This is a genomic window from Sorangium sp. So ce385 (genome assembly GCF_051474135.1).
Classification (GTDB): domain Bacteria; phylum Myxococcota_A; class Polyangia; order Polyangiales; family Polyangiaceae; genus Sorangium; species Sorangium cellulosum_D.
The window spans coordinates 2,573,585-2,592,351 of record NZ_CP150337.1 but is presented as its reverse complement, the minus strand read 5'-3'; the positions used below and the strand labels follow the sequence as shown (position 1 = coordinate 2,592,351).

Here is an 18,767-nt window from a genome sequence, read left to right as displayed (position 1 = left end):
CTGCCGTCAGCCATCGCCTGCTCCTCCCTCACCGCGCTTCTGAAGAACCATCGTGATCGTCGGGGCAACGAAGCCCACGTGCATCCCCAGCGGACCGAGCAGCCGGTTCGCCGCGGAGAAGGCCAGGAGCCGCGGCCCGGACATGCCCATCTTGGCCTTCAAGTCGACGATCAGCCGGCCCCGATCCTGCTGCGAGATGTCCGCATAATCGCCGAACCCGCGCCGGAGCTGCCAGGGAAATACGCTGTAGACCGACGGGCCCGGAAACAAGGGGTGCAGCGGGCGAGGCACGTAGTTCATCAGCGGGCGGCGGCTGTGGAGCTCGACCGGCCAGAGGCGGTTGCTGGTGCCCAGGATCACGACGAACCCCCACGGCGCGAGCACCCGGTCGATCTCGCGCTGGACGGCGGGCAGGCGCTCGGGCGGGACATACTCGAGCACGCTGTTGCAGGAGACGAGCTCGAACTCCTCGTCCGCGAACGGAAGCGAGGTCGTGTCGGGGACGTGAAGGACGCGCACCTTGTCGGACATCCCGTGGCGCTCGACGTTCAGCTGGGTCAGCTCGACGTACGTGGGGTCGACGTCGATCGCTGTCACGTCGGCGCCGAGCGTCGCGAGGACGATCGCCGTCCCGCCCAGGTGGCAGCCGAACTCGAGCACCTTCTTGCCGCGGACCGACGTGAAGAGGTCGTCGTAGGCGTGGCGGCTGTGCCGCCACTCCCAGGCGACATAGCCCCCCACGAAGACGTCGTCCGGATCCCAGCCGTGGCGCTGGGCGCACTCGCGGAAGCGGCGGTCGGCGTCGGCGTCCCGGACAGCTGGCGGCGAGGTGACGTTCGGGCTGGGCTCGCTCATCGGGAAAGGCTCAAGCGTCAGGCGTGCCCCCCGTCTGCGTGGGCGCCCTGTAGATGGCGAACAGGTAGGGGGAAAACCAGGGGTTCGTCTCGCCAGGGACCACCCGGCTGGCGATCGCCCGGAGCGGCGCGACGAGCTTCCAGACGACACGCCGCGCCAAGAGAGGCGCCTCGTCGTCCAGCCAGAAATCGAAGTGGCCGCCCGTGTAACGGGCCTGGACGATCTCGGCGCCGTTGCGGCGGGCCGCGGCCTCGAGGAACGGCAGGTTCATGATGCGGGTGTTGTGGCCGTTCAGGTTCTTGCGGTCGAACAGCCAGTGGAGCGCCTTCTGCCCGCCGGCAAAGTTCGGCATGGCCACGACAACGGTGCCTCCCGGCTTCACCAGCTCGAAGTGCCGATCCACCACCGACCCCGCGTCATCGAAGTGCTCGATGAACCCGAAGGAAGCTACAATATCGAATTTTTCCTCGGGCTTCCAGGAGAAGAAGTCCCCCTTCTCGATCTTGCCGACCTTGACGCCGCGCTTCGTGAGCTCCTGCTCGACGACGGCCGGGTCGCAGGCGAAGTCGAGGCCGTGGGCGGCGTAGCCGAGGCGCCCGCAGAAGTCGGCGAGGATGCGGCCCGGCGCACACCCGATCTCGAGGAACGACAAACCCTCTCCGCGCGGCAAGAAGGGAGCGATGTCGTCGTAGAGCTCGCACCCGCCGCCCATGTCCTCGGCGGCGGCGTTGAGCTTCCAATGGTTCTCCCAGTACTCCTGTGACGTGAGCTTCAACGTCGCCTCCTCGTTGCCATGACGGAGGGGGCGGCTCCACGGAGAGCCTCCCCGGAGGATCGCATTCGACCCGCCACACCGCGGCTGGTCGCGTTGGTCGAGCTGGTCGGGTTGGTTGAATGCGATCCGCGTGCCATCCAGCGCCACGAATCCTAGAAGACGCGAAGGCCCGCACGCAAGCCGGCCCTCCGGCTTCGCCCTGCGCCTCCGGGCCGTCGGGCGCCCGGGCCGGCGTCGCGGCGCGCGGGGCGCCGAGGCGTTTTTCCCCGGCGTTCTGCCCCGCGGGCCGCGCCCGCGCCGCCGGCGCTAGGAGGCCGCCACCTTCTGCAGGCGCTCGCGGAGCAGGACCTCGAGCTGGGCGAGCGCCTTCGCGAAGCCGTCGATCCCCTCGCTGAGCTTGTCGCTCGCCATCCGGTCGGCGCCGTGCATCGCGCGGAACGTCGCCTCATCCATCGTGATCTTCTCGACGTGCATGGCGCGCGCCGCGTCCGGGTCGAGCTTCCTCGGCAGGTCGCCGCGCGCGGCGGCGAGCTCGGCGAGCAGCTTCGGCGAGATCGTCAGGAGATCGCAGCCGGCGAGCTCCTTGATCTCGTCGATGTTGCGGAAGCTCGCGCCCATCACCTCGGTCTTGTAGCCGTGCTTCTTGTAGTAGTTGTAGATCTTCGTGACCGAGACGACGCCCGGGTCCTCGGCGGGCGCGTAGCTCGCGCGGCCCGTGTCCTTCAGGTACCAGTCGAGGATGCGGCCGACGAACGGCGAGATGAGCGTCACGCCCGCCTCGGCGCACGCGATCGCCTGGTGCAGCCCGAAGAGCAGCGTGAGGTTGCAGTGGATGCCCTCCTTCTCGAGGACCTCCGCCGCGCGGATGCCCTCCCACGTCGAGGCGATCTTGATGAGCACGCGCTCGCGCGAGACGCCGGCCTCCTCGTAGAGGCGGATGATGCGCCGGCCCTTCTCGATCGTCGCCTGGGTGTCGTAGGAGAGGCGCGCGTCGACCTCGGTCGAGACGCGGCCGGGGATGATCTTCAGGATGCGCAAGCCGAAATCGACGGCGAGCCGGTCGAACGCGAGGCTCACGGCGTCGCCCGGCTCCTTGCTCTGGCCCGCCTCCTTCTGGGCCCACGCGAGCGCGCCGCTCACGATGTCGGTGTACTCGGGCATCTGGGCGGCCGCGGTGATGAGCGACGGGTTCGTCGTCGCGTCTTGCGGGCGGAATTTCTCGATCGAGTTGATGTCGCCGGTGTCGGCGACCACGACGGTGTACGCCTTGAGGCGCTCCAGCAGGTTCTGGTCCATGGCGCCATTGTAGTACGAGCAGCCAGGCAGGACGCTCCAAAGCTTTCGTGGCCTTCGTGCGAAGGGCCTCCGCTGCCGCTGGATGCACGGCCCGCGGTGGCCTATGGACAGCGCCCCGTGGAGCCGCCCCCCAACGCCGTCGCGCAGCCGCCCCCCGACGCCGTCGCGCAGCGCGTCCTGTCCGCCTACGACGATCGCCTGGCCGTCCTGCGCGCCGAGGCCGGCGCGCTCGATCGCCGGTCGAGGACGTTCTCGCTGCTGCGCGGGGTCTCGTTCGTGGCCGCGGTCGTGGCCGGGGGGTACGCGCTCTTCGGCGACGTGCCCCGGTGGGTCGCGTACGCCGCCGGCGCGGTGACCGCGGTGTTCCTCGGGCTGCTCGTGGCGCACGCGCGCCTCGTCACCCGGATGACGGAGCTCGAGCAGCGCATCGGCCTCTACGTGCGCGGCAAGCGGCGCGTCGCCGGCGACTTCGCCGACTTCCCCGAGCGGGGCGAGCGCTTCGCCGCGCCCGACCACGACTACGCGGGCGATCTCGACGTCTTCGGGCAGGCGTCGCTGTTCCAGCTGCTCGACGTGGCCCAGACGGGCGAGGGCGAGGCCACGCTCGCGGCCTGGCTCACCGAGCCCTCCCCGGCGCCCGCCGTGGCGGCGCGGCAGGAGGCGGTGCGCGAGCTCGCCGGCCTCGGCGCGTTCCGGGAGGATCTCGCCGTCGTGGGCATGCAGGCGGGGGCGCGCGGGCGCGAGGCCGGGCCGCTCATCGCGTGGGCCGAGGCGCCCCCGGCGCTGCTCGGCGCCGAGGCGCGCGCCGGCGGCCTGCCGGCGAGCGCGCTGCTGACCGCGGCGAAGGTGCTCGTGCCGCTGACGCTCGCGCTGCTCGCCGCGCCGCAGATCGTCCCGGCGGAGCAGCTCGGGCTGCTCCGCCACGCGTGGCTCCTTCCGTTCGGGGCCCAGCTCCTCGTGCTGCTCCTCCTGCGGCCCGCGATCGAGCCGATCCTCGCCGCCGCCTCGTCGCGCGAGGCGCCGTTCGCGCGGTACCGGCCGCTCCTCGCGCGCATCGAGCAGCAGGCGTTCTCGTCGGCGCTCCTGAACGAGCTCAAGGCCGAGCTCGCCGGCCCCTCGGGCGCGCTCGCCTCGCGCGAGATGACGGCGCTCGAGACCCGGGTGGGCTACTCGGATCTGCGCCACAGCGGGCTCATCCACCTCGTCGCCGACCTCTTCCTGCTCTGGGACGTGTGGTGCGCGCTCGCCCTGGAGCGGTGGAAGCTGCGCGCGGGCCGGCACGTGAAGGCGTGGATGCGGACGCTCGGGCACGTCGAGGCGCTCGCGAGCCTCGCGACGTTCGCGCACGAGAACCCCGACTACGCCTACCCCGAGGTGAGCGCGGGGGAGCCGCGCTTCGCGGCGATGGGGCTCGGCCACCCGCTCTTGCCGCGCGGCCGCCGGGTGACGAACGACGTCTCGCTGGAGGGCGCGGGCGCCGCGCTGCTCGTGACGGGCTCGAACATGTCGGGCAAGAGCACGCTGCTGCGCGCGGTCGGGGTGAACGCGGTGCTCGCCCTCGCGGGCGCGCCGGTGTGCGCGTCGTCGCTGTCGCTGTCGCCGGTCCGCGTCCGGACGAGCATGCGGATCAAGGACTCGCTCGAGCAGGGCGTCTCGCACTTCTACGCCGAGCTGACCCGCCTCAAGCGCGTCGTCGACGGCGTGGACCGCGGCGAGCCGGTGCTGTTCCTGCTCGACGAGATCCTCCACGGCACGAACGCGCGGGAGCGCCAGATCGGGGCCAGGGCGGTGGTGAGGCACCTCGTCGAGCGGGGGGCCATCGGCGCGGTGTCGTCCCACGACATGGGGCTCTCCGTGCTGGAGCAGGAGACCTCGGGCCGCGTGCGCAACATGCACTTCGAGGAGCTCGTGGTCGATGACCGGATGACCTTCGACTACACGCTGAAGCCCGGCGTCGTGACGAGCGCGAACGCGCTGCGGCTCATGAAGATCGTGGGGATCGACCTCGACTTCTCGGAGGGCGAGCGCGGGCCGGCGGCGGCCGCGTCACCGCCGCCGCCCGCGTCGGAGAGGGCGGCGGCGCCGGAATGAGCGCGACGCGCCGTCCCGGTGGATCGGCTCGCTACGACGCGGCCTGACCCGTGCCCTGATCGAGCGTCACGGCGCGCTCCCCCACGGCGCCCGACGCGGTCGGCGGCGGTGACGCGGCCGGCGGCGGTGACGCGGCCGCCGCCGCGGGCGCGCCCGCGCCCTTCGAGGTCACCGCCCGCGCGAACGCGGCGATCCGCTCGGCGAAACGGCGCGGGTCGTCGACGTGCGGGCAGTGGCCGACGCCCTCGGGCTCCTCGATCTCCGCGTGCGGCGGGAGGTGCCGCCGGTAGTACTCGAGGTTGCCGCCCGGCATGAGGCGGTCCGAGCGGCCCCAGATCAGCAGGATCGGCATCGACAGGGACTGCAGCTGCTCGGGCGTGAACGCGTGCTCGCACCGGGCCGAGCTCGTGAAGGAGACGATGGTCTCGCGCGCGAACATCCGCACGATGTCGCCGGCGACCAGCGGGGTGAACCACGGGACGCGGTGGTAGAGCCGCGCGAAGAACGCGTGCGCGTCGGCCCGCGACCGCAGCTTGAAGTTGCCGAGCAGCTCCGCGAGCTCGGCCTGCTCCATGCACGCGCCGGCCGGCGACGCGAGCACCAGCGCGCGCACGCGGTCCGGCGAGCTCAGCGCGTAGCTCACCGCGACCGCGCCGCCGAGGGAGTTGCCGACGACGATGGCCGGCGCGTCGAGCTCGCGGTCGAGCAGCTCGTTCATGGCGGTGGTGAGGCACTCCGGCGTGAACGCCGACGCCGGCGCCGCGCTCCACCCGTGGCCCGGCGCCTCCGCGGCGACGACGCGGCGGGCGTGCCGCCGCAGCCGCTGGAGCACGGGCGCGTACGGGAGCGCCGACGAGCCGATGCCGTGGAGCAGGACCACGGTCGGGAGCGAGCCGGTGCCGGGAGCATCGTAGAGGTGCAGGCGGCAGACCGACGTGTCGACCCAGCGGCTCTGCACCCCGGAGCGGTTCAGCGCCTTCTTGGCGAGGCGCTCGGCGAGCGGGAGGATGCCCATCCGCCGGGCATAGCAGATCGCGAGGGTCTCCGCGCGGACGGAAGCGCGGGCGCGCGCGCGGCGGAGAGCAGCCCCGCCGCGCGCGGGCCCGATTTCCGTTGAGCGCCAACGAGATCCGCGCCACATCTCCGCCGTGCGATCGTTGCTCCTCGCTGCCGCCCTCTCCCTGGTCGCGTGCTCGCGCCCCGAGCCGCCGACGCTCAAGCCCGAGGTCGCCGCGGTGACCGCCGTCACCGCCCAGGGCATCGATCTGCGGGTCCAGATCCAGGCGTACAACCCGAACAGCGTCGATCTCTCGACGCGCTCGCTGAAGGCGACCGTGCTGCTCGACGGCAAGATCGACGTCGGCACGGTCACCGTGCCCACGCCGCTCAAGCTGCCGTCGAAGCAGTGGACGCGGATCGAGGCGCCGCTCTCGGTGAAGTGGCAGGATCTCACCAGCATCGCCGCGCTCGCGGCGCAGGGCCGGGGTGTCCCGTACCAGGTGAACGGCACCGTCGCGATCGGCGGGGAGACGCTCAACGTGGACGTGCCGTTCCGCCTGGCGGGGACGCTCACCCAGGAGCAGCTCGTCACGGTGATCGGGAACTCGCTGCCGGGCCTGCCGCTCCCCGGCTTGCGCTAGGGGTGGCCGTCCCGGGTGCGAGGGCTTCAGGTGAGCGGTCCGAAGCGCTTCTCGTAAGCCGCGAGCTTTTCCGCGAGCGCCTGCGCTCGCTCCTCCGCCGCGCGGGCCTGCTCCTCCGCCGCGCGGGCCTGCTCCTCCGCCGTGGGGAGCGCTCGCCCTTCGGCGTCGAGCCATCTAAGCCATTTCCCTTCGCTCCCCAGGTACGAGCCGTCCCGTACCCCGAGGCGCAACCCGAGCTGCTGACTGACCAGCTCGCCGCCCGCGCTCGCGTCCATGGGCCTGTACGCGCGCGAGCCGACGTCGATCGCGTACCCTTCCAGCAGGTTCTTCATCGGATCGAACAGGAAGTACTCCGGCACGCGCAGCACCTTCGCGTAGATGCGCATCTTCTCGCCGCGGTCGACCGACTCCGTGCTCTCCGACAGGAGCTCGATGACCAGGTCCGGCGTCCTGCCGTTCTCTTGCCACACGACCCAGGACTTCCTGTCGCGGCGCACCGTATCGAGCACCACGAAGACGTCCGGCCCGCGGAAGTCGTTCTTCATGGTCTGGAGCTCGCTGAAGTAGATGGCCATGTTGCCGCTGACGTAGACGTCGTCGCGATCCTTCCAGAAGAGATCCAGCGACTCGATGAGCAGCAGCATCTGCTTGCGGTGGCGATCGCTCTCCATGGGCTCACCGTCGTCGTGGGGGAGTTCGTCCTCTCCGGGCGGCGCGATCGGGACGAGCGAGGTCTCGCTGGCGTACGGCATGGCTTCCTCGGCGCGATCTTACCAGCTTCCCGGAAGGCTGCAGCCGAAGGCGGCTCGACGCCGGACGCGCTCGGCTTGCGTCGGGTTACGTCGGCTTACGTCGGCGACGCGCCCTTCGTGCGGAGAACGCGGCGCTCTGTTGTCTCGGGCCCGCAAAGCTTGCAGAATCGCCGCGGAGGAGGCGCCCGTGCCCGTCGACGAGTCCATCTGCTGCCCGTGCTCGCGGTCGCTCGGCGAGCGCTCGCTCGCCGCCGGGTAGCGACTCCCCATGTCCGGCGGCCTGATCTTCCACGACGGCGGCGGCGGGCCCGTCGCGCGCTGCGGGCGCTGCGGCGCCGAGGCGGCGGGGCCGTGCGCGCGCTGCCGTGCGCCCGTGTGCGGCGACTGCTGCGTGCTCACCGAGGGCGGCGCGCGGGTCTGGGCGATCTGCCTCGCGTGCGAGGATCGCGGCGGCCGCTCGCTCCGCCGGGGCTGGGGGATGGTCCTCGGGTGGATCGCGCTGCCGATCGCGGCGCTCGCGCTGCTCGTCGGGCTGCTCGAGTGGCTGCGCAGGTGATGGAGAGAACGGAGGCGTCATGTTCAGCGTGAAGCAGATCGAAGGTGCGATCCCCGCGGTGGAGCTCGTCGACGGCGACGCCTCGAGCCGCGCCGTGCTCGCCCCGGCCCGCGGCGGGATCCTGACCGAGCTGACCCTCGGCGGGCGCGAGCTGCTCTACCTCGACCGCGCCACCTTCGAGGATCGCAGCGCCAACGTGCGCGGCGGCAACCCCGTGCTCTTCCCTTCCCCGGGCAAGCTCGCCGGCGACGCCTGGTCGTCCTCGGGCGCGCAGGGCCAGATGCGGCAGCACGGCTTCGCGCGCACCCTGCCCTGGTCGCTCAACGACCACGGGACCGCCGCGCCCGGCGGCGCCTACGCGCGGCTCGCCCTGCGCTCGAGCGAGGCGACGCGCGCGCAGTACCCCTGGGACTTCCGCGCCGAGCTCACCTACACGCTGCGCGGCCGGTCGCTCCGGATCGACATCCGCGTGACCAACGAGACCGGCGCGGGCGCGCCGCCGATGCCCTTCGGGTTCGGGTTCCACCCCTACTTCGCCGTCTCCCAGGCCGACAAGCCCCGGACCTCGATCGAGACGCGGGCGACGCGCGCGTTCGACAACACCACCAAGCAGGAGGTGCCCTTCTCCGGCTTCGACCTGACCCGGCCCGAGGTCGACCTCCACCTGCTCGACCACGGCGCCACCGAGAGCGCGCTCTCGATCGGGGGCCCTCGGGCCGCGCGCATCGCCGTCCGCGGCTCGCCCGAGTTCACCCACTGGGTCGTGTGGACCTTGCAAGGCAAGGACTTCGTGTGTCTCGAGCCCTGGACCTGCCCCGGCGACGCCCTCAACACCGGAGAGCGCCTGATCCACCTGCCGTCGCGAGAGACGCAGGCGCTGTGGATCGAAATCTCTGCCTGAGGCGCAGCGCGCGCGAGGCGGGCCCCGCGACACGAGGGCTGAAGCGAGGAGCGCACGGGCCGTGTTCGATTGCCGTTCGATTGCCGTTCGATTGCCTGCTTCGCGGTTGACGGCGGGCTGGAAACGGCATGGAATCCAGCCCATGACTTCCAGCACCCACCTTACCGCACATCGTAGCCTTTTTCTCCGCTGCCGAGCGCTGCTCGGGCGGCGGCCGCGATTCCTGCTCTCCGCCTTGCCCGCCGCCGCGCTGGTCGCGACCGTCGCGACGGGCGCTTCGGCGGCGCCGGTCTGGACCGGAGACTTCGAGACGGGCGACCTGTCCCAGTGGAACACCTCGCTCAACGGCGAGCACATCTCGGTGGTGACGTCGCCTGTCCTGCAGGGGACGCGGGCCGGGCAAATCCAGCTCACCAACGACGCCCGCTGGTCCAACGGCATCAAGCGGGTCGAGCTGAACCACAAGCCGGCCGCCGGGCGCACGGCCGAGGGCGCCCAGACGTATTTCGCCTGGAGCTTCTACCTCCCCGAGGCGCTCGCGGCGGACCCTCCGACGCAGATCGGATACTGGGAGTCCGACGGGAGCTACAATCAGATGATGTCCTTCGAGGTCGTGGGACAGAACATCAGCTTCGCCACCCGCAAGCCGGCAAACAAGGTGCACTGGCAGGCGAACGGCGCGGTGACGCCCGGCGTGTGGCACCGCATCGCGCTGCACATCAAGTGGTCGACGAACCCGAGCCAGGGCTCGGTGGACGTGTGGTTCGACGGCGAGCAGGTCGTCACCGCCGGCCAGGCGCAGACCCTCGCCGACGGCAACCCGCACTTCACGCAGCTCGGCCTGCTGCGCAACCCGTCCGAGTTCACGGACAGCCCCATCCTCATCCTCGATGACGCCGTGGAGGGGGACACCCTCGAGGACGTGCGCCCCGAGCTCCCCTCGTCCGGGGAAGGCGGCGCCGGGGGCGCGGGCGGCGGAGGAACCGGCGGGGGCGACAACACCGGCGGCGCGGGCGGCGCGGGCGGCTCTGGCAGCGCGACGAGCGGCAGCGGCGGCGCGGGCGGCGGGGCCGCGAGCGGCTCGGTCACATCGACGTCCTCGGCCGCGACCTCCGGCGCCGGCACCACCGGCGCGGGGACCGGCGGCGCGGACGAGGGAACCGACGAGGAGGGTGACGAGGGCGGCTGCAGCTGCCGCGCCGCCGGCTCGCCCGCGGCCCCCACGCCGCTGGCCCTCGCCGGGCTCGGCATCGCGCTCGCGTTCGCGCGGCGGCGCGCGCGGCGCTGAGCCGTCGCGAGCGGCGCCGCTCGGGCGCTGCGCGAGCGGCGCCGCGCCTGGCCCAGGCACGAGCGGCGCCGCGCGGTCCATGCGCTCGGCCGCTCCTCACAAAATTGATTTCACGATCAATTTTGTTGAACCGAACGTTGACATTGTTGATCCGCGGACGATACTAGCTTCGTCCCGTGGCAAGATTTGTCGTTCGCTGCCCGAGCTGTGACGGCGAGCTGCGCGCGACGCGGCTCGGCTGCCAGGCCTGCGGAACCAACCTGGACGGCCAGTTCGAGATCCCGGCGCTGCTCCAGCTGTCGCCGGACGATCTCGCCTTCGTGACCGCCTTCGTGCGCTCGTCGGGGAGCTTGAAGGCGATGTCGCAGCTCCTTCAGATCAGCTACCCGACGGTGCGCAACCGGCTCGACGAGATCATCGGCCGGCTGGATGCGCTGGAGCAGGGCGTTCAGAAGCGCCGGCACGAGATCCTGGATGCGCTCGAGCACGGGCGCCTCTCCGCGAAGGAGGCGGAGGAGGCGCTGAGAAAGGTGGGACTCTGATGAGGATCACGCCCGACGAGAGGGTGCGCGCGCTCGTGCGCGACCACGTGATCGAGCCCGCGGAAGGCGAGCGGCTCCTGGCGACGATGTCGCCGCGGCCTCCCCGGACCGGATGGCGGCTGGCGCTGGACCCGTTCGAGCGCTTCGGCGGGGAGGTCGCGGCCGTGGCAGGGCTCGCGGTCGCCGCGCTGAGCGTCGTCATCACGCGCCTCGGCGTCCGCTTCGACGGCTTCCTCGACCTGCACATGGCGCCCGAGGTCGTCCCGATCACGACGGCGCTCCTCGAGCAGGTCGTCGTGTGGCCCCTGCCCGCCCTGCTCTTCTGGGCGTACGCGCGGCTCCTGCGGTGCCGCGTGCGGTTCGTCGATTTCCTCGGCGTGACCGGGCTCTCGCGCGCGCCGCTCGCGCTCGCGGCGGTCGTGCTCGGCCTGCTCGCCCCCGCGCCGCCGGCGGGCGGGCCCGCGCTCACGCCCGCGGTGGCCGCCTTCGCCGTCCTGGCCGCGCTGTGCCTCGCGTGGTTCCTGACGCTCCTGACCCGGGGCTTCAAGAACGCCTCCGGCCTGCGGGGCGCCCCGCTGATCGCAGGTCTCATCGGCCTCGTGCTCGTCGCGGAGATCGTCTCGAAGGTCGCGCTCGCGCCCCTCGGCTGAATCCATCAGGTCCGCGGCGCGCCGCCGGTTCACGCGGCGCGCTCGGCGACGCTCGCCCGGCCGCGAGGGCGCACCGGTGCGCCCGGCGGCGTCGGTGTTCTCCTGTGCTGGCATCTCCCCTGCTTCTTCGGAGGATCGTCATGTCGCTGCGTTCGAATCTCCTGGTCCCGGCGCGCCGCGCCGCGTTCGTCCTCTCGTGTGCGGTCGCGCTCGCGGGGTCGCCCTTCGGCGTGGGTTGCGGCGCCGGAGCGGGCCCGTCGTCCGCCGGCGGCGACGGCGCTCTCCCGGACGGGACGGAGCCGCCCCCGGCGCCGGACACGCCGCCGTGTCCGGAGGCGGCGACCAGCGCCGATCTCACCGTGGAGAACGCCTACGGCACCCTCGAGGGCACGCTCGAGGTGCCGGCCGGGTGCGGGCCGTTCCCCTCGGTGGTGATCCTCCCCGGCTCCGGGCCGACCGATCGGGACGGCAACCAGGCCGCCGCGGGCGTCGCCGCGGACACGTACCGGCTCCTCGCGGAGGGGCTCCGGGACCGGGGGATCGCGTCGATCCGCTACGACAAGGCCGGCATCGGCGGGAGCGCCTCCGCGGCGCCCCGCAGCGAGCAGGAGATGCGCTTCGAGATGGGCGCCGACGACGCGGTCCTGTGGGTGAAGGCGCTCCGCGGCGATCGGCGGTTCGCGACGGTCGCGGTGATCGGGCACAGCGAGGGCTCGCTGCTCGCCATGTTGGCCGCCCAGGCGATCGAGGTCGACGGCTACGTCTCGATCGCCGGCGCGGGCCGGCCCATCGGCGAGGTGCTGCGCGATCAGCTCGCCGGCCTGCCGGACGAGGATCGCGAGAGAGCGTACGAGATCCTGGGCCGGCTCGAGGCGGGCGAGCTCGTGGAGGATGTCCCGCAAACGGAGCTGTTCCTGAGCCTGTTTCGCCCGAGCGTGCAGCCGTACATCATCTCGTGGATGAAGCACGATCCCGCGGTCGAGCTCGCGGCCGTGAAGGCGCCGGTCCTCCTGCTGCAAGGGACGGCCGATATCCAGGTCGGGGTGCAGGAGGCCGAGCGGCTCGCCGGCGCGCGGCCGGACGCCAAGCTCGTCCTGATCGAGGGGATGAGCCACACGCTCAAGGAGGCGACGCTCTCGACGGCGTCGCAGCGAGCGGCGTACACCGATCCGAGCCTGCCTGTGGTGCCGCGCGTGCTCGAGGAGATCGGCGCGTTCCTCCGCGCGGAGTGACGCCGCGCGCCCGATGGCCCGGCTACGGGTAATAACGCGCTTCGAGCATGTTTCCGTCCGGATCCTGGAAGTAGAACCAGTGCACGGAGGCGCCCCGCGCGCCGAACGACGGGTCGTTCGCCGTGTGCATCGCCACGCGCGCCGCGCCGAGCCGGGCGGCCAGGGCGTCGAACTCGTCGCGATCCATCGCGAAGCAGACGTGATTGATGGGCCTCCCGGCGGCGGACGGCACCGTCTCGCCGGTGGCCTTCCGGACGAACTCGGTGATGGAGACGGGCATCAGGTCGAGGATCGACGCCTCGGAGAGGCGGACGCTCGGAAACGGCGCCTGCCCCGCCCGGAACTCCTCGGCGCGGACGCTGGTGAGGCCGACCACCCGGGTATAAAACTCGAGCGCGCGGAGCGGGTCCTCGACCCACAGGACGACGTGATCGACATGGAATGCCATGAGGAGGAGGAGGCTACCGCGGCGGGCCCCGCCCAGGCTACCGTGGGATCTCGCCATCAGGCATGACCCGGAGGATCTCATGTCGGGTTCACGTTGCATGCGACGCGCCCTCGCCGGGGCGCTCGGTCTCGCCGTCGTCGTGGGGGGCTCCGGCTGCAGCGACGACGCGGCGCGCGCGCCCGGCGAAGCGCAGCCCGGCGCCGGCGGGGCCGGCGGTGGAGGCGGCGAGGAGCAGGAGCCCTCTCCCGCGCCGGCCTACACGATCACGGCGTTCGAGAAGGTCCGGATCACGAGCGACGCGGGCCAGCCGAACTTCCAGCAGGCGAACGCGGACATCGATCTGCGCGACGGGCCGTTCGCGCGCGTCAGGCTCGTCGTGGAGCTGGAGAGCACGTGTTATCCCTTCGAGGCGTGGGAGGACAATCCGCCCCCGGAGGGCCAGAGCTGGCCCGCGGACTGCGACGCGTTCGATCGGAACTTCGAGCTCTCCCTGGACGATCCCGTCGATCCTGCGGTGGATCCGCCCGGCATCGAGCTCGTCCGCGCGATCACGCCGTTCGGGGGGCCGCTGCGCCTGGAGGTGGACATCACGGACGTGGCGAACGGGCTCCCCGCGGGCAAGCACCGGCTGCGGGTGGTGATCCCGACATGGTCCGACGGGAGCGGTCAGGTGAGCGGCTCGAACGGCGGGTGGAACGTGAGCGCCGTGGTCGAGGCGGTGCCCGGGCCGGCGCCGAGGAAGGTGCTGGCGGTGGTCCCGCTGTTCAACGGGTCGCAGACGACCGCGGACGGGCCGGGGCCGCTCGCCGTGGAGGTGCCGGAAGGGACGGTGAGCTCGCGCGTGGAGTACCGGATCACGGGCCACGGCGGCGGCGAGTCCGGGTCGGGGTGCATCGGACCGGCCGAGGAGTTCTGCAGGAGGATCCACACCCTTTTCGTGGACGGGGGCGAGCTTGCCCGCATCAGGCCGTGGCGGAACGACTGCGGGGCGCTCTGCACGATCGCGCACTACGGGCCGGAGGACGGCGGGTTCGATTACTGCCTGGAGAACCCGTGCGGAGCGATCGAGAGCGTGCGGGCGCCGCGGGCGAACTGGTGCCCAGGGAGCGAGTCGCCGCCGTTCACGTGGGACGCCGACGCGCTGCGGATACCCGGGCAGCACACGCTGTCGTGGGCGATCTCGACGGTCGCGGAGGGCGGCGCGTGGAGGGTCTCGGCGACGTACTTCGCCTTCGGCGAGTAGCGGCCGCGCGGGTCGCGCCCCTCGCGCGGGCCTCTCGCGCGCTCCGCCGCGCTACGGCGGCAGCTCCTCGAACTGGGGGAGGCCATCGGTGATGCGATGCCACGCCGCCTTCGAGCCGACGTAGATGTGGTGATCCGGCCGTCGCGTCGGCGCCTCAGAGAGCGCGCCGAGCTGCACGTGAGCGAACGTGTTGCCGCGGACCGTGTCGTACAGCGGCGAGAAGCACCGATCGCAGAGGCCGCGATACCCCTCCTCGGACTCGTCGACCTTCAAGAGGTGCTCGCGACCCGCGGAGATGTTGACCTTGTCGATCGCGATCCCGCCGATGGCGGAGCAGGCGGCGCCGGTGCGCCGCCGGCACCTCGAGCAATGGCAATAGAAGGCGTAGTCGAACGCATCGTCGACCTCGAAGCGCACGAGGCCGCAATAGCAGCTGCCCGTCAGCATGACTCCTCCACCTCTCTCGATCGCCGCTCCAGGAAGCGCCGCTCCGGCTCCTGCGTCGTGAGCTCGAGCGCGCGACGGTACGCCGCGCGGGCGGCGTCGCGGCGGCCGAGCGTTCGCAAGAGATCCGCGCGCGCCGAATGCAGGAACCGGTAATCGCGGAGCTCGCCGCGCTCGAGGAGCGCGTCCATGAGCGCGAGGCCCGCTTCAGGGCCGCGGTGCTGGCTGATGGCTGCCGCCCGGTTGAGCTCGACGACGGGCGTCCGTTCGGCGATCAGCAGCAGATCGTACAGGCGGACGATCTGGCCCCAGTCCGTCGAGGCGCTGTCCGGCGCGCGGGCGTGCTCGGCCGCAATGGCGGCTTGCAGCGTGTACGTCCCGACGGGAGGGCGGGCCCAGGCGCGGCGCAGCAGACCGAGCCCCTCCTCGATCTGCGCGCGATTCCAGCGCGTTCGATCCTGGTCGGCGAGCAACACCACATCGCCCGTGCTCGAGGCGCGCGCCTCGCGGCGCGCGTCGTGCAAGAGCAGCAAGGCCAAGAGCCCGAGCACGTCCGGCTCGGGCAGGAGCTCGGCGAGCAAGCGCGCGAGATCGATCGCCTCGGCGCACAGATCGCCGCGGGTCAGGCGCGCCCCCGACGACGCCGCATAGCCCTCGTTGAACACGAGATAGATGACGTGCAGGACGACGTCCAGCCGCTCGGGGAGCTCTGCCGCCCCCGGGATCTCGTACGGGATCGCCTCCTCGCGGATCTTCCGCTTCGTGCGCACGATGCGCTGCGCGATCGTCGCCGGCTTGACGAGGAATGCCGACGCGATCTCCTCGGTCGCGAGCCCGCACACCTCGCGCAAGGTGACGGCGATCTGGGCATCGGCGCCGAGCGAGGGGTGGCAGCAGGTGAACACGAGCCGCAAACGATCGTCGTCGATCGCCGGAGCGTCGGTATCGAGCTCGCTCTGCATCGATTCCTCCATCTGGCGCGCGAGCTCTCCCTGCAGGCGATCGAACCGCGCGCGCCGGCGCAGGCGGGCAAGGGCCGAGAGCCGGCCGGCCCCGACCAGCCAGGCCCGCGGGTGGTGCGGCAGCCCGTCGCGCGGCCACTGCTCGGCGGCGGCGAGGAAAGCGTCGTGCAGCGCTTCCTCGGCGAGGTCGAAATCCCCGAGCAGGCGGATCAGCGTCGCGAGCACGCGGCGCGACTCCGTGCGGTACAGCGCCCCGAAGTCGATCATGAGCTCGCGCTCTCCGGCGTCGGGATCTCGTAGATGGGGCGCACCTCGATCGTCCCCAGCGCGGCGAGCGGGATGCCCGACGCGATGCGGATTGCCTCGTTCAGGTCGCGCGCATCGATGAGGATGAAGCCGCCAAGCTGCTCCTTCGTCTCGGCGAAGGGGCCATCCGTCGTCGAGAGCTTGCCGGCCCGAACCTTGACCAGCACGGCGCTGTCGGGCGACTGGAGCGCTTCCGCGGCCACGAGGTGACCGCCGGCGGCCAGCTCCTCGTCGTACGCGAGGGAGCGAGCATCCAGCGTGCGCTTCTCCTCGTCGCTCAACGAGCTCAGCGCTTCAGGCGCGAAATGTACGAGACATACGTACTTCATGGGACCTCCGGCTCTGGGCTGTCTTGGTGGATCGTGCGTCGTCCAGCCCATGGTTGTCCGGCGCGCCCTCCGATCGACATCGATCGCACGAGCGCTGTTCTTTTTTTGTACCACGGGCCGCCTCGGGCCGGCGCCCGCGGCCGGCGGCCTCTGCGGTCGACCGGGCCCGGCCGTCCGCGCCACGGCCGCCGTCGCGCCGGGCGGCGCCCGCATCCGTGGTTCGGCCCGGCGATCGCGGTGCGCGGGCGGCTTCTGCGGAGCCCGGCACAGGGCGGGTATCGGCGGAGAGAGAGCGCCGGCGCGACGCTTGCAATTGCAAAAGAGCGTGCCTGATCGGAGCCCGGTACGAGTCGGGGATCGCCTGAGGGCGATCCGGCGCGATGCTTGCAAATTGCAAAGGAGCGTGCCTGAGCCGTTCCGACATCAATTCATGTTTGAACCGGTCTTATGCAGAGAATCTTTGTGCGTGATGCGCGCCGACGACTACAATGCCGTCGCGGCCGGGGATTGACCGGCGAGCCCATCCGTGATCAAGAGATCGCTGGCAGGGAATCACGAACTCAAACCAGGAAACGGCGGATCTCACGGGGCGTCTTTGATTCACTTATTCATCTTGAGCAGAACCCCGTAACACCGCCGTTCTGACATGGAGAACTTAATGCGTACGAATCGCTTACTTGGCTACATCTCCGCTTCGCTTGCATGCAGCCTGCTCGCCTGCGGCGCTGGATCGAGCGGCGATGAGAACAGTGGTACGTTGGACTCCGCGCTCGTGAGCCCGGATGGCACGATGACGGCGGAGATCACCGTGCCGTCGGACTGGAAGAGCGGGTACTGCGCGAGCGTGACGATCAAGAACACGGGCAGCAGCGCGACGACCTCCTGGGGGATGGTCATCGGGCTCAACGGCTCGACGCTGAACCACGCGTGGAACACGCGCATCACGCCGTCGGACGGGCAGCTGAGGGCCGTCAACGAGTCCTACAACGGGAAGCTGGCTCCGGGCGCCTCGACCATGTGGGGGTTCTGCGGGAGCGGCACCGGCAGGCCCACGCTCGTATCGGTCGACGGCACCGGAGGCTCGGACACCAGCACGAGCACCTCCGTGAGCAGCAGCGTTGGCTCGGGCGGCGGCGCGGGGGTCGGCGGCAGCGGCGGCGAGGGCGGCGCTGGCGGCGGCACGACCACCGCGGGCACCGGCGGCGAGGGCGGCGCCACGACCACCACGGGCGCCGGCGGCGAGGGCGGCGGCTCCACCACCACGACCACCACGGGCACCGGCGGCGAGGGCGGCGCCACGACCACGACGACCACCACGGGCACCGGCGGCGAGGGCGGCGGCTCCACCACCACGACCACCACGACCACCACGGGCGCCGGCGGCGAGGGCGGCGCTGGCGGCGGCTCCACCACCGCGGGCACCGGCGGCGCACCGCCGGTGGATCCGGCGTGCGGCCCGGACACCGCGACCTTCGCCGATGTGGAGCCCATCCTGGTGAAGAGCTGCGCGAACCAGTTCTGTCACGGCAATCCCACCTCGCCGGCCGCCGGGCTCGACCTCCGCGCGAGCGCGGCGGTCGGCGCGCTGGTCAATCAGGACGCCGGCTCGTGCTCCAGCGAAAAGGCGCTCGTCGTGCCGTTCATGCCGAGCAGCAGCTACCTGATGAACAAGCTGAAGGACGTGGGCCTGTGCGATCCTGACGAGAGCAGCATGCCCCCGGGCTCGTCGCTGCCCGAGGCCGAGCTCAAGACGATCAACGACTGGATCTGCGCGGGCGCCCCCGAGCCCTGAGCGCTGCTCAGCCGAGGAGCGCCCCGCCGCTACCCCAACCTGGTCGGCGTCGACTCAACCTGGGTCGACGCCGGCTCAACCTGGGTCAGGCCGCCGCGGCGCTCAGCTCGCAGCGATGAGCCAGGCGCGGGCCTCGTCGATGTCGTCGAACTGCGCCTGAACGAGCTCGTGGCCGTCGAACCTGGCGAGGGCCCGCGTCAACGACATGCGCGCGACGGCCGAGCGCGGCAGCACGTAGGCGATCCGGCGAACCCCGTGCGCGGCCACCCGCGGAAGCCAGCTCTCGTTCGCCCACCGCTGATCGTCCTGCGAGGTGGGCCCGGCGCGGCGGCAGTCCCCGAGGCAGCGGGTCGCCTTCTTCCTGTGGGCGAGATCGATCGCAGCATCGAGCGACGAACGCAGCTCCTTGCTGTCAGCGAACCCCTTCCACTCGAGCAGCACCGCCTGGATGTCGGCCTCCCAGGAGATGGTGACCCATCGCTCGTCCAAGTGGATCAAGAGCTCCTCCTATCCGACCACTCTAACCGAATCAGGCACCCGTATCGCCGACGTCAACCCCCCCATCGCCGCTCGGCCGGCCCGCCGCTCCCACCGCCGTGCCCCCGACGACCGCGGCGCGAGCGACGCTGGGTGCGCAGCAGCGCCGTCGCCCGTCATCGCCCTAC

The 18,767-nt window shown here is 71.7% G+C and carries 20 protein-coding genes; 10 read left to right on the top strand and 10 right to left on the bottom strand.

The features are described from left to right. Positions 1-6 precede the first annotated feature (6 nt). The 3 genes from WME83_RS09685 to WME83_RS09675 form a co-directional block, all read right to left on the bottom strand. Positions 7-855, bottom strand: a complete 849-nt coding sequence (locus WME83_RS09685; RefSeq protein WP_437318981.1) for a class I SAM-dependent methyltransferase — start codon at positions 853-855, stop codon at positions 7-9. A gap of 10 nt (positions 856-865) precedes the next feature. Then, a complete protein-coding gene (locus WME83_RS09680; RefSeq protein WP_437318980.1) occupies positions 866-1,630 on the bottom strand; it encodes a class I SAM-dependent methyltransferase in 765 nt (254 codons plus the stop codon). Between the two features lie 306 nt (positions 1,631-1,936). Continuing rightward, complete coding sequence (locus WME83_RS09675; protein ID WP_437318979.1) at positions 1,937-2,926, bottom strand: transaldolase; 990 nt, start codon at positions 2,924-2,926, stop codon at positions 1,937-1,939. Positions 2,927-3,043: 117 nt separating this feature from the next. Here WME83_RS09675 and WME83_RS09670 point away from each other — a divergent pair, with 117 nt between their 5' ends. Continuing rightward, positions 3,044-5,017 carry a MutS-related protein gene (locus tag WME83_RS09670; protein WP_437318978.1) on the top strand — a complete coding sequence of 658 codons (1,974 nt, stop codon included), beginning with the start codon at positions 3,044-3,046 and terminating at the stop codon, positions 5,015-5,017. A 31-nt stretch (positions 5,018-5,048) separates the two neighbouring features. Here the strand turns inward: WME83_RS09670 and WME83_RS09665 are convergent, their stop codons facing one another. After that, positions 5,049-6,032, bottom strand: a complete 984-nt coding sequence (locus WME83_RS09665; protein WP_437318977.1) for an alpha/beta fold hydrolase — start codon at positions 6,030-6,032, stop codon at positions 5,049-5,051. A 133-nt stretch (positions 6,033-6,165) separates the two neighbouring features. Here WME83_RS09665 and WME83_RS09660 point away from each other — a divergent pair, with 133 nt between their 5' ends. Further along, on the top strand, positions 6,166-6,657 hold the full coding sequence (locus WME83_RS09660) for an LEA type 2 family protein (RefSeq protein ID WP_437318976.1): 492 nt from the start codon (positions 6,166-6,168) through the stop codon (positions 6,655-6,657). A gap of 26 nt (positions 6,658-6,683) precedes the next feature. Here WME83_RS09660 and WME83_RS09655 read toward each other — a convergent pair whose 3' ends face one another. Further along, positions 6,684-7,409, bottom strand: a complete 726-nt coding sequence (locus tag WME83_RS09655) for a Uma2 family endonuclease (protein WP_437318975.1) — start codon at positions 7,407-7,409, stop codon at positions 6,684-6,686. Between the two features lie 268 nt (positions 7,410-7,677). On the opposite strand from WME83_RS09655, the gene WME83_RS09650 reads away from it, so the two are divergent. From WME83_RS09650 to WME83_RS09625, 6 genes are all read left to right on the top strand, one after another. Further along, entirely contained in the window at positions 7,678-7,965 is a 288-nt protein-coding gene (locus WME83_RS09650; protein WP_437318974.1) for a hypothetical protein, read from the top strand. Between the two features lie 19 nt (positions 7,966-7,984). Next, entirely contained in the window at positions 7,985-8,866 is an 882-nt protein-coding gene (locus WME83_RS09645) for a galactose mutarotase (RefSeq protein ID WP_437318973.1), read from the top strand. A gap of 235 nt (positions 8,867-9,101) precedes the next feature. Then, positions 9,102-10,154 carry a polysaccharide lyase gene (locus WME83_RS09640; RefSeq protein ID WP_437318972.1) on the top strand — a complete coding sequence of 351 codons (1,053 nt, stop codon included), beginning with the start codon at positions 9,102-9,104 and terminating at the stop codon, positions 10,152-10,154. A gap of 176 nt (positions 10,155-10,330) precedes the next feature. After that, positions 10,331-10,696: a DUF2089 domain-containing protein gene (locus WME83_RS09635; RefSeq protein WP_129573969.1), complete on the top strand. Its 366-nt coding sequence runs from the start codon at positions 10,331-10,333 to the stop codon at positions 10,694-10,696. Then, complete coding sequence (locus WME83_RS09630; protein ID WP_437318971.1) at positions 10,696-11,346, top strand: YIP1 family protein; 651 nt, start codon at positions 10,696-10,698, stop codon at positions 11,344-11,346. Before WME83_RS09635 ends, WME83_RS09630 begins: the two co-directional genes overlap by 1 nt. 140 nt (positions 11,347-11,486) lie before the next feature. Further along, a complete protein-coding gene (locus WME83_RS09625) occupies positions 11,487-12,578 on the top strand; it encodes an alpha/beta hydrolase (protein WP_437318970.1) in 1,092 nt (363 codons plus the stop codon). Between the two features lie 22 nt (positions 12,579-12,600). Here WME83_RS09625 and WME83_RS09620 read toward each other — a convergent pair whose 3' ends face one another. Then, the gene (locus WME83_RS09620) at positions 12,601-13,026 is read right to left on the bottom strand and encodes a VOC family protein (protein ID WP_437318969.1); all 426 of its coding nucleotides are present in this window, start codon (positions 13,024-13,026) and stop codon (positions 12,601-12,603) included. A 97-nt stretch (positions 13,027-13,123) separates the two neighbouring features. On the opposite strand from WME83_RS09620, the gene WME83_RS09615 reads away from it, so the two are divergent. Beyond that, positions 13,124-14,269: a peptide-N-glycosidase F-related protein gene (locus WME83_RS09615; protein ID WP_437318968.1), complete on the top strand. Its 1,146-nt coding sequence runs from the start codon at positions 13,124-13,126 to the stop codon at positions 14,267-14,269. A 51-nt stretch (positions 14,270-14,320) separates the two neighbouring features. Here the strand turns inward: WME83_RS09615 and WME83_RS09610 are convergent, their stop codons facing one another. The 3 genes from WME83_RS09610 to WME83_RS09600 are packed head-to-tail and all read right to left on the bottom strand — an operon-like array spanning position 14,321 to position 16,310. Continuing rightward, positions 14,321-14,716 (bottom strand): GFA family protein, encoded by a 396-nt coding sequence (locus WME83_RS09610; RefSeq protein ID WP_437318967.1) that lies wholly within the window; start codon positions 14,714-14,716, stop codon positions 14,321-14,323. Next, positions 14,710-15,942 (bottom strand): RNA polymerase sigma factor, encoded by a 1,233-nt coding sequence (locus WME83_RS09605; RefSeq protein WP_437318966.1) that lies wholly within the window; start codon positions 15,940-15,942, stop codon positions 14,710-14,712. Before WME83_RS09605 ends, WME83_RS09610 begins: the two co-directional genes overlap by 7 nt. After that, positions 15,939-16,310 (bottom strand): YciI family protein, encoded by a 372-nt coding sequence (locus WME83_RS09600; protein ID WP_437318965.1) that lies wholly within the window; start codon positions 16,308-16,310, stop codon positions 15,939-15,941. The genes WME83_RS09605 and WME83_RS09600 overlap by 4 nt, the downstream gene beginning before the upstream one ends. 757 nt (positions 16,311-17,067) lie before the next feature. Here WME83_RS09600 and WME83_RS09595 point away from each other — a divergent pair. Further along, complete coding sequence (locus WME83_RS09595; RefSeq protein ID WP_437318964.1) at positions 17,068-18,102, top strand: cellulose binding domain-containing protein; 1,035 nt, start codon at positions 17,068-17,070, stop codon at positions 18,100-18,102. Positions 18,103-18,204: 102 nt separating this feature from the next. Here the strand turns inward: WME83_RS09595 and WME83_RS09590 are convergent, their stop codons facing one another. Beyond that, on the bottom strand, positions 18,205-18,600 hold the full coding sequence (locus WME83_RS09590) for a hypothetical protein (RefSeq protein WP_437318963.1): 396 nt from the start codon (positions 18,598-18,600) through the stop codon (positions 18,205-18,207). Positions 18,601-18,767 lie beyond the last annotated feature (167 nt).

What these genes read in the sequence shown, in the direction of transcription:
- WME83_RS09685 (WP_437318981.1), bottom strand. Translation starts at nt 855, where the DNA reads ATGAGCGAGCCCAGCCCGAACGTCACCTCGCCGCCAGCTGTCCGGGAC.
- WME83_RS09675 (WP_437318979.1), bottom strand. Translation starts at nt 2,926, where the DNA reads ATGGACCAGAACCTGCTGGAGCGCCTCAAGGCGTACACCGTCGTGGTC.
- WME83_RS09665 (WP_437318977.1), bottom strand. Translation starts at nt 6,032, where the DNA reads ATGGGCATCCTCCCGCTCGCCGAGCGCCTCGCCAAGAAGGCGCTGAAC.
- WME83_RS09655 (WP_437318975.1), bottom strand. Translation starts at nt 7,409, where the DNA reads ATGCCGTACGCCAGCGAGACCTCGCTCGTCCCGATCGCGCCGCCCGGA.
- WME83_RS09650 (WP_437318974.1), top strand. Translation starts at nt 7,678, where the DNA reads ATGTCCGGCGGCCTGATCTTCCACGACGGCGGCGGCGGGCCCGTCGCG.
- WME83_RS09645 (WP_437318973.1), top strand. Translation starts at nt 7,985, where the DNA reads ATGTTCAGCGTGAAGCAGATCGAAGGTGCGATCCCCGCGGTGGAGCTC.
- WME83_RS09630 (WP_437318971.1), top strand. Translation starts at nt 10,696, where the DNA reads ATGAGGATCACGCCCGACGAGAGGGTGCGCGCGCTCGTGCGCGACCAC.
- WME83_RS09625 (WP_437318970.1), top strand. Translation starts at nt 11,487, where the DNA reads ATGTCGCTGCGTTCGAATCTCCTGGTCCCGGCGCGCCGCGCCGCGTTC.
- WME83_RS09620 (WP_437318969.1), bottom strand. Translation starts at nt 13,026, where the DNA reads ATGGCATTCCATGTCGATCACGTCGTCCTGTGGGTCGAGGACCCGCTC.
- WME83_RS09615 (WP_437318968.1), top strand. Translation starts at nt 13,124, where the DNA reads ATGCGACGCGCCCTCGCCGGGGCGCTCGGTCTCGCCGTCGTCGTGGGG.
- WME83_RS09610 (WP_437318967.1), bottom strand. Translation starts at nt 14,716, where the DNA reads ATGCTGACGGGCAGCTGCTATTGCGGCCTCGTGCGCTTCGAGGTCGAC.
- WME83_RS09605 (WP_437318966.1), bottom strand. Translation starts at nt 15,942, where the DNA reads ATGATCGACTTCGGGGCGCTGTACCGCACGGAGTCGCGCCGCGTGCTC.
- WME83_RS09600 (WP_437318965.1), bottom strand. Translation starts at nt 16,310, where the DNA reads ATGAAGTACGTATGTCTCGTACATTTCGCGCCTGAAGCGCTGAGCTCG.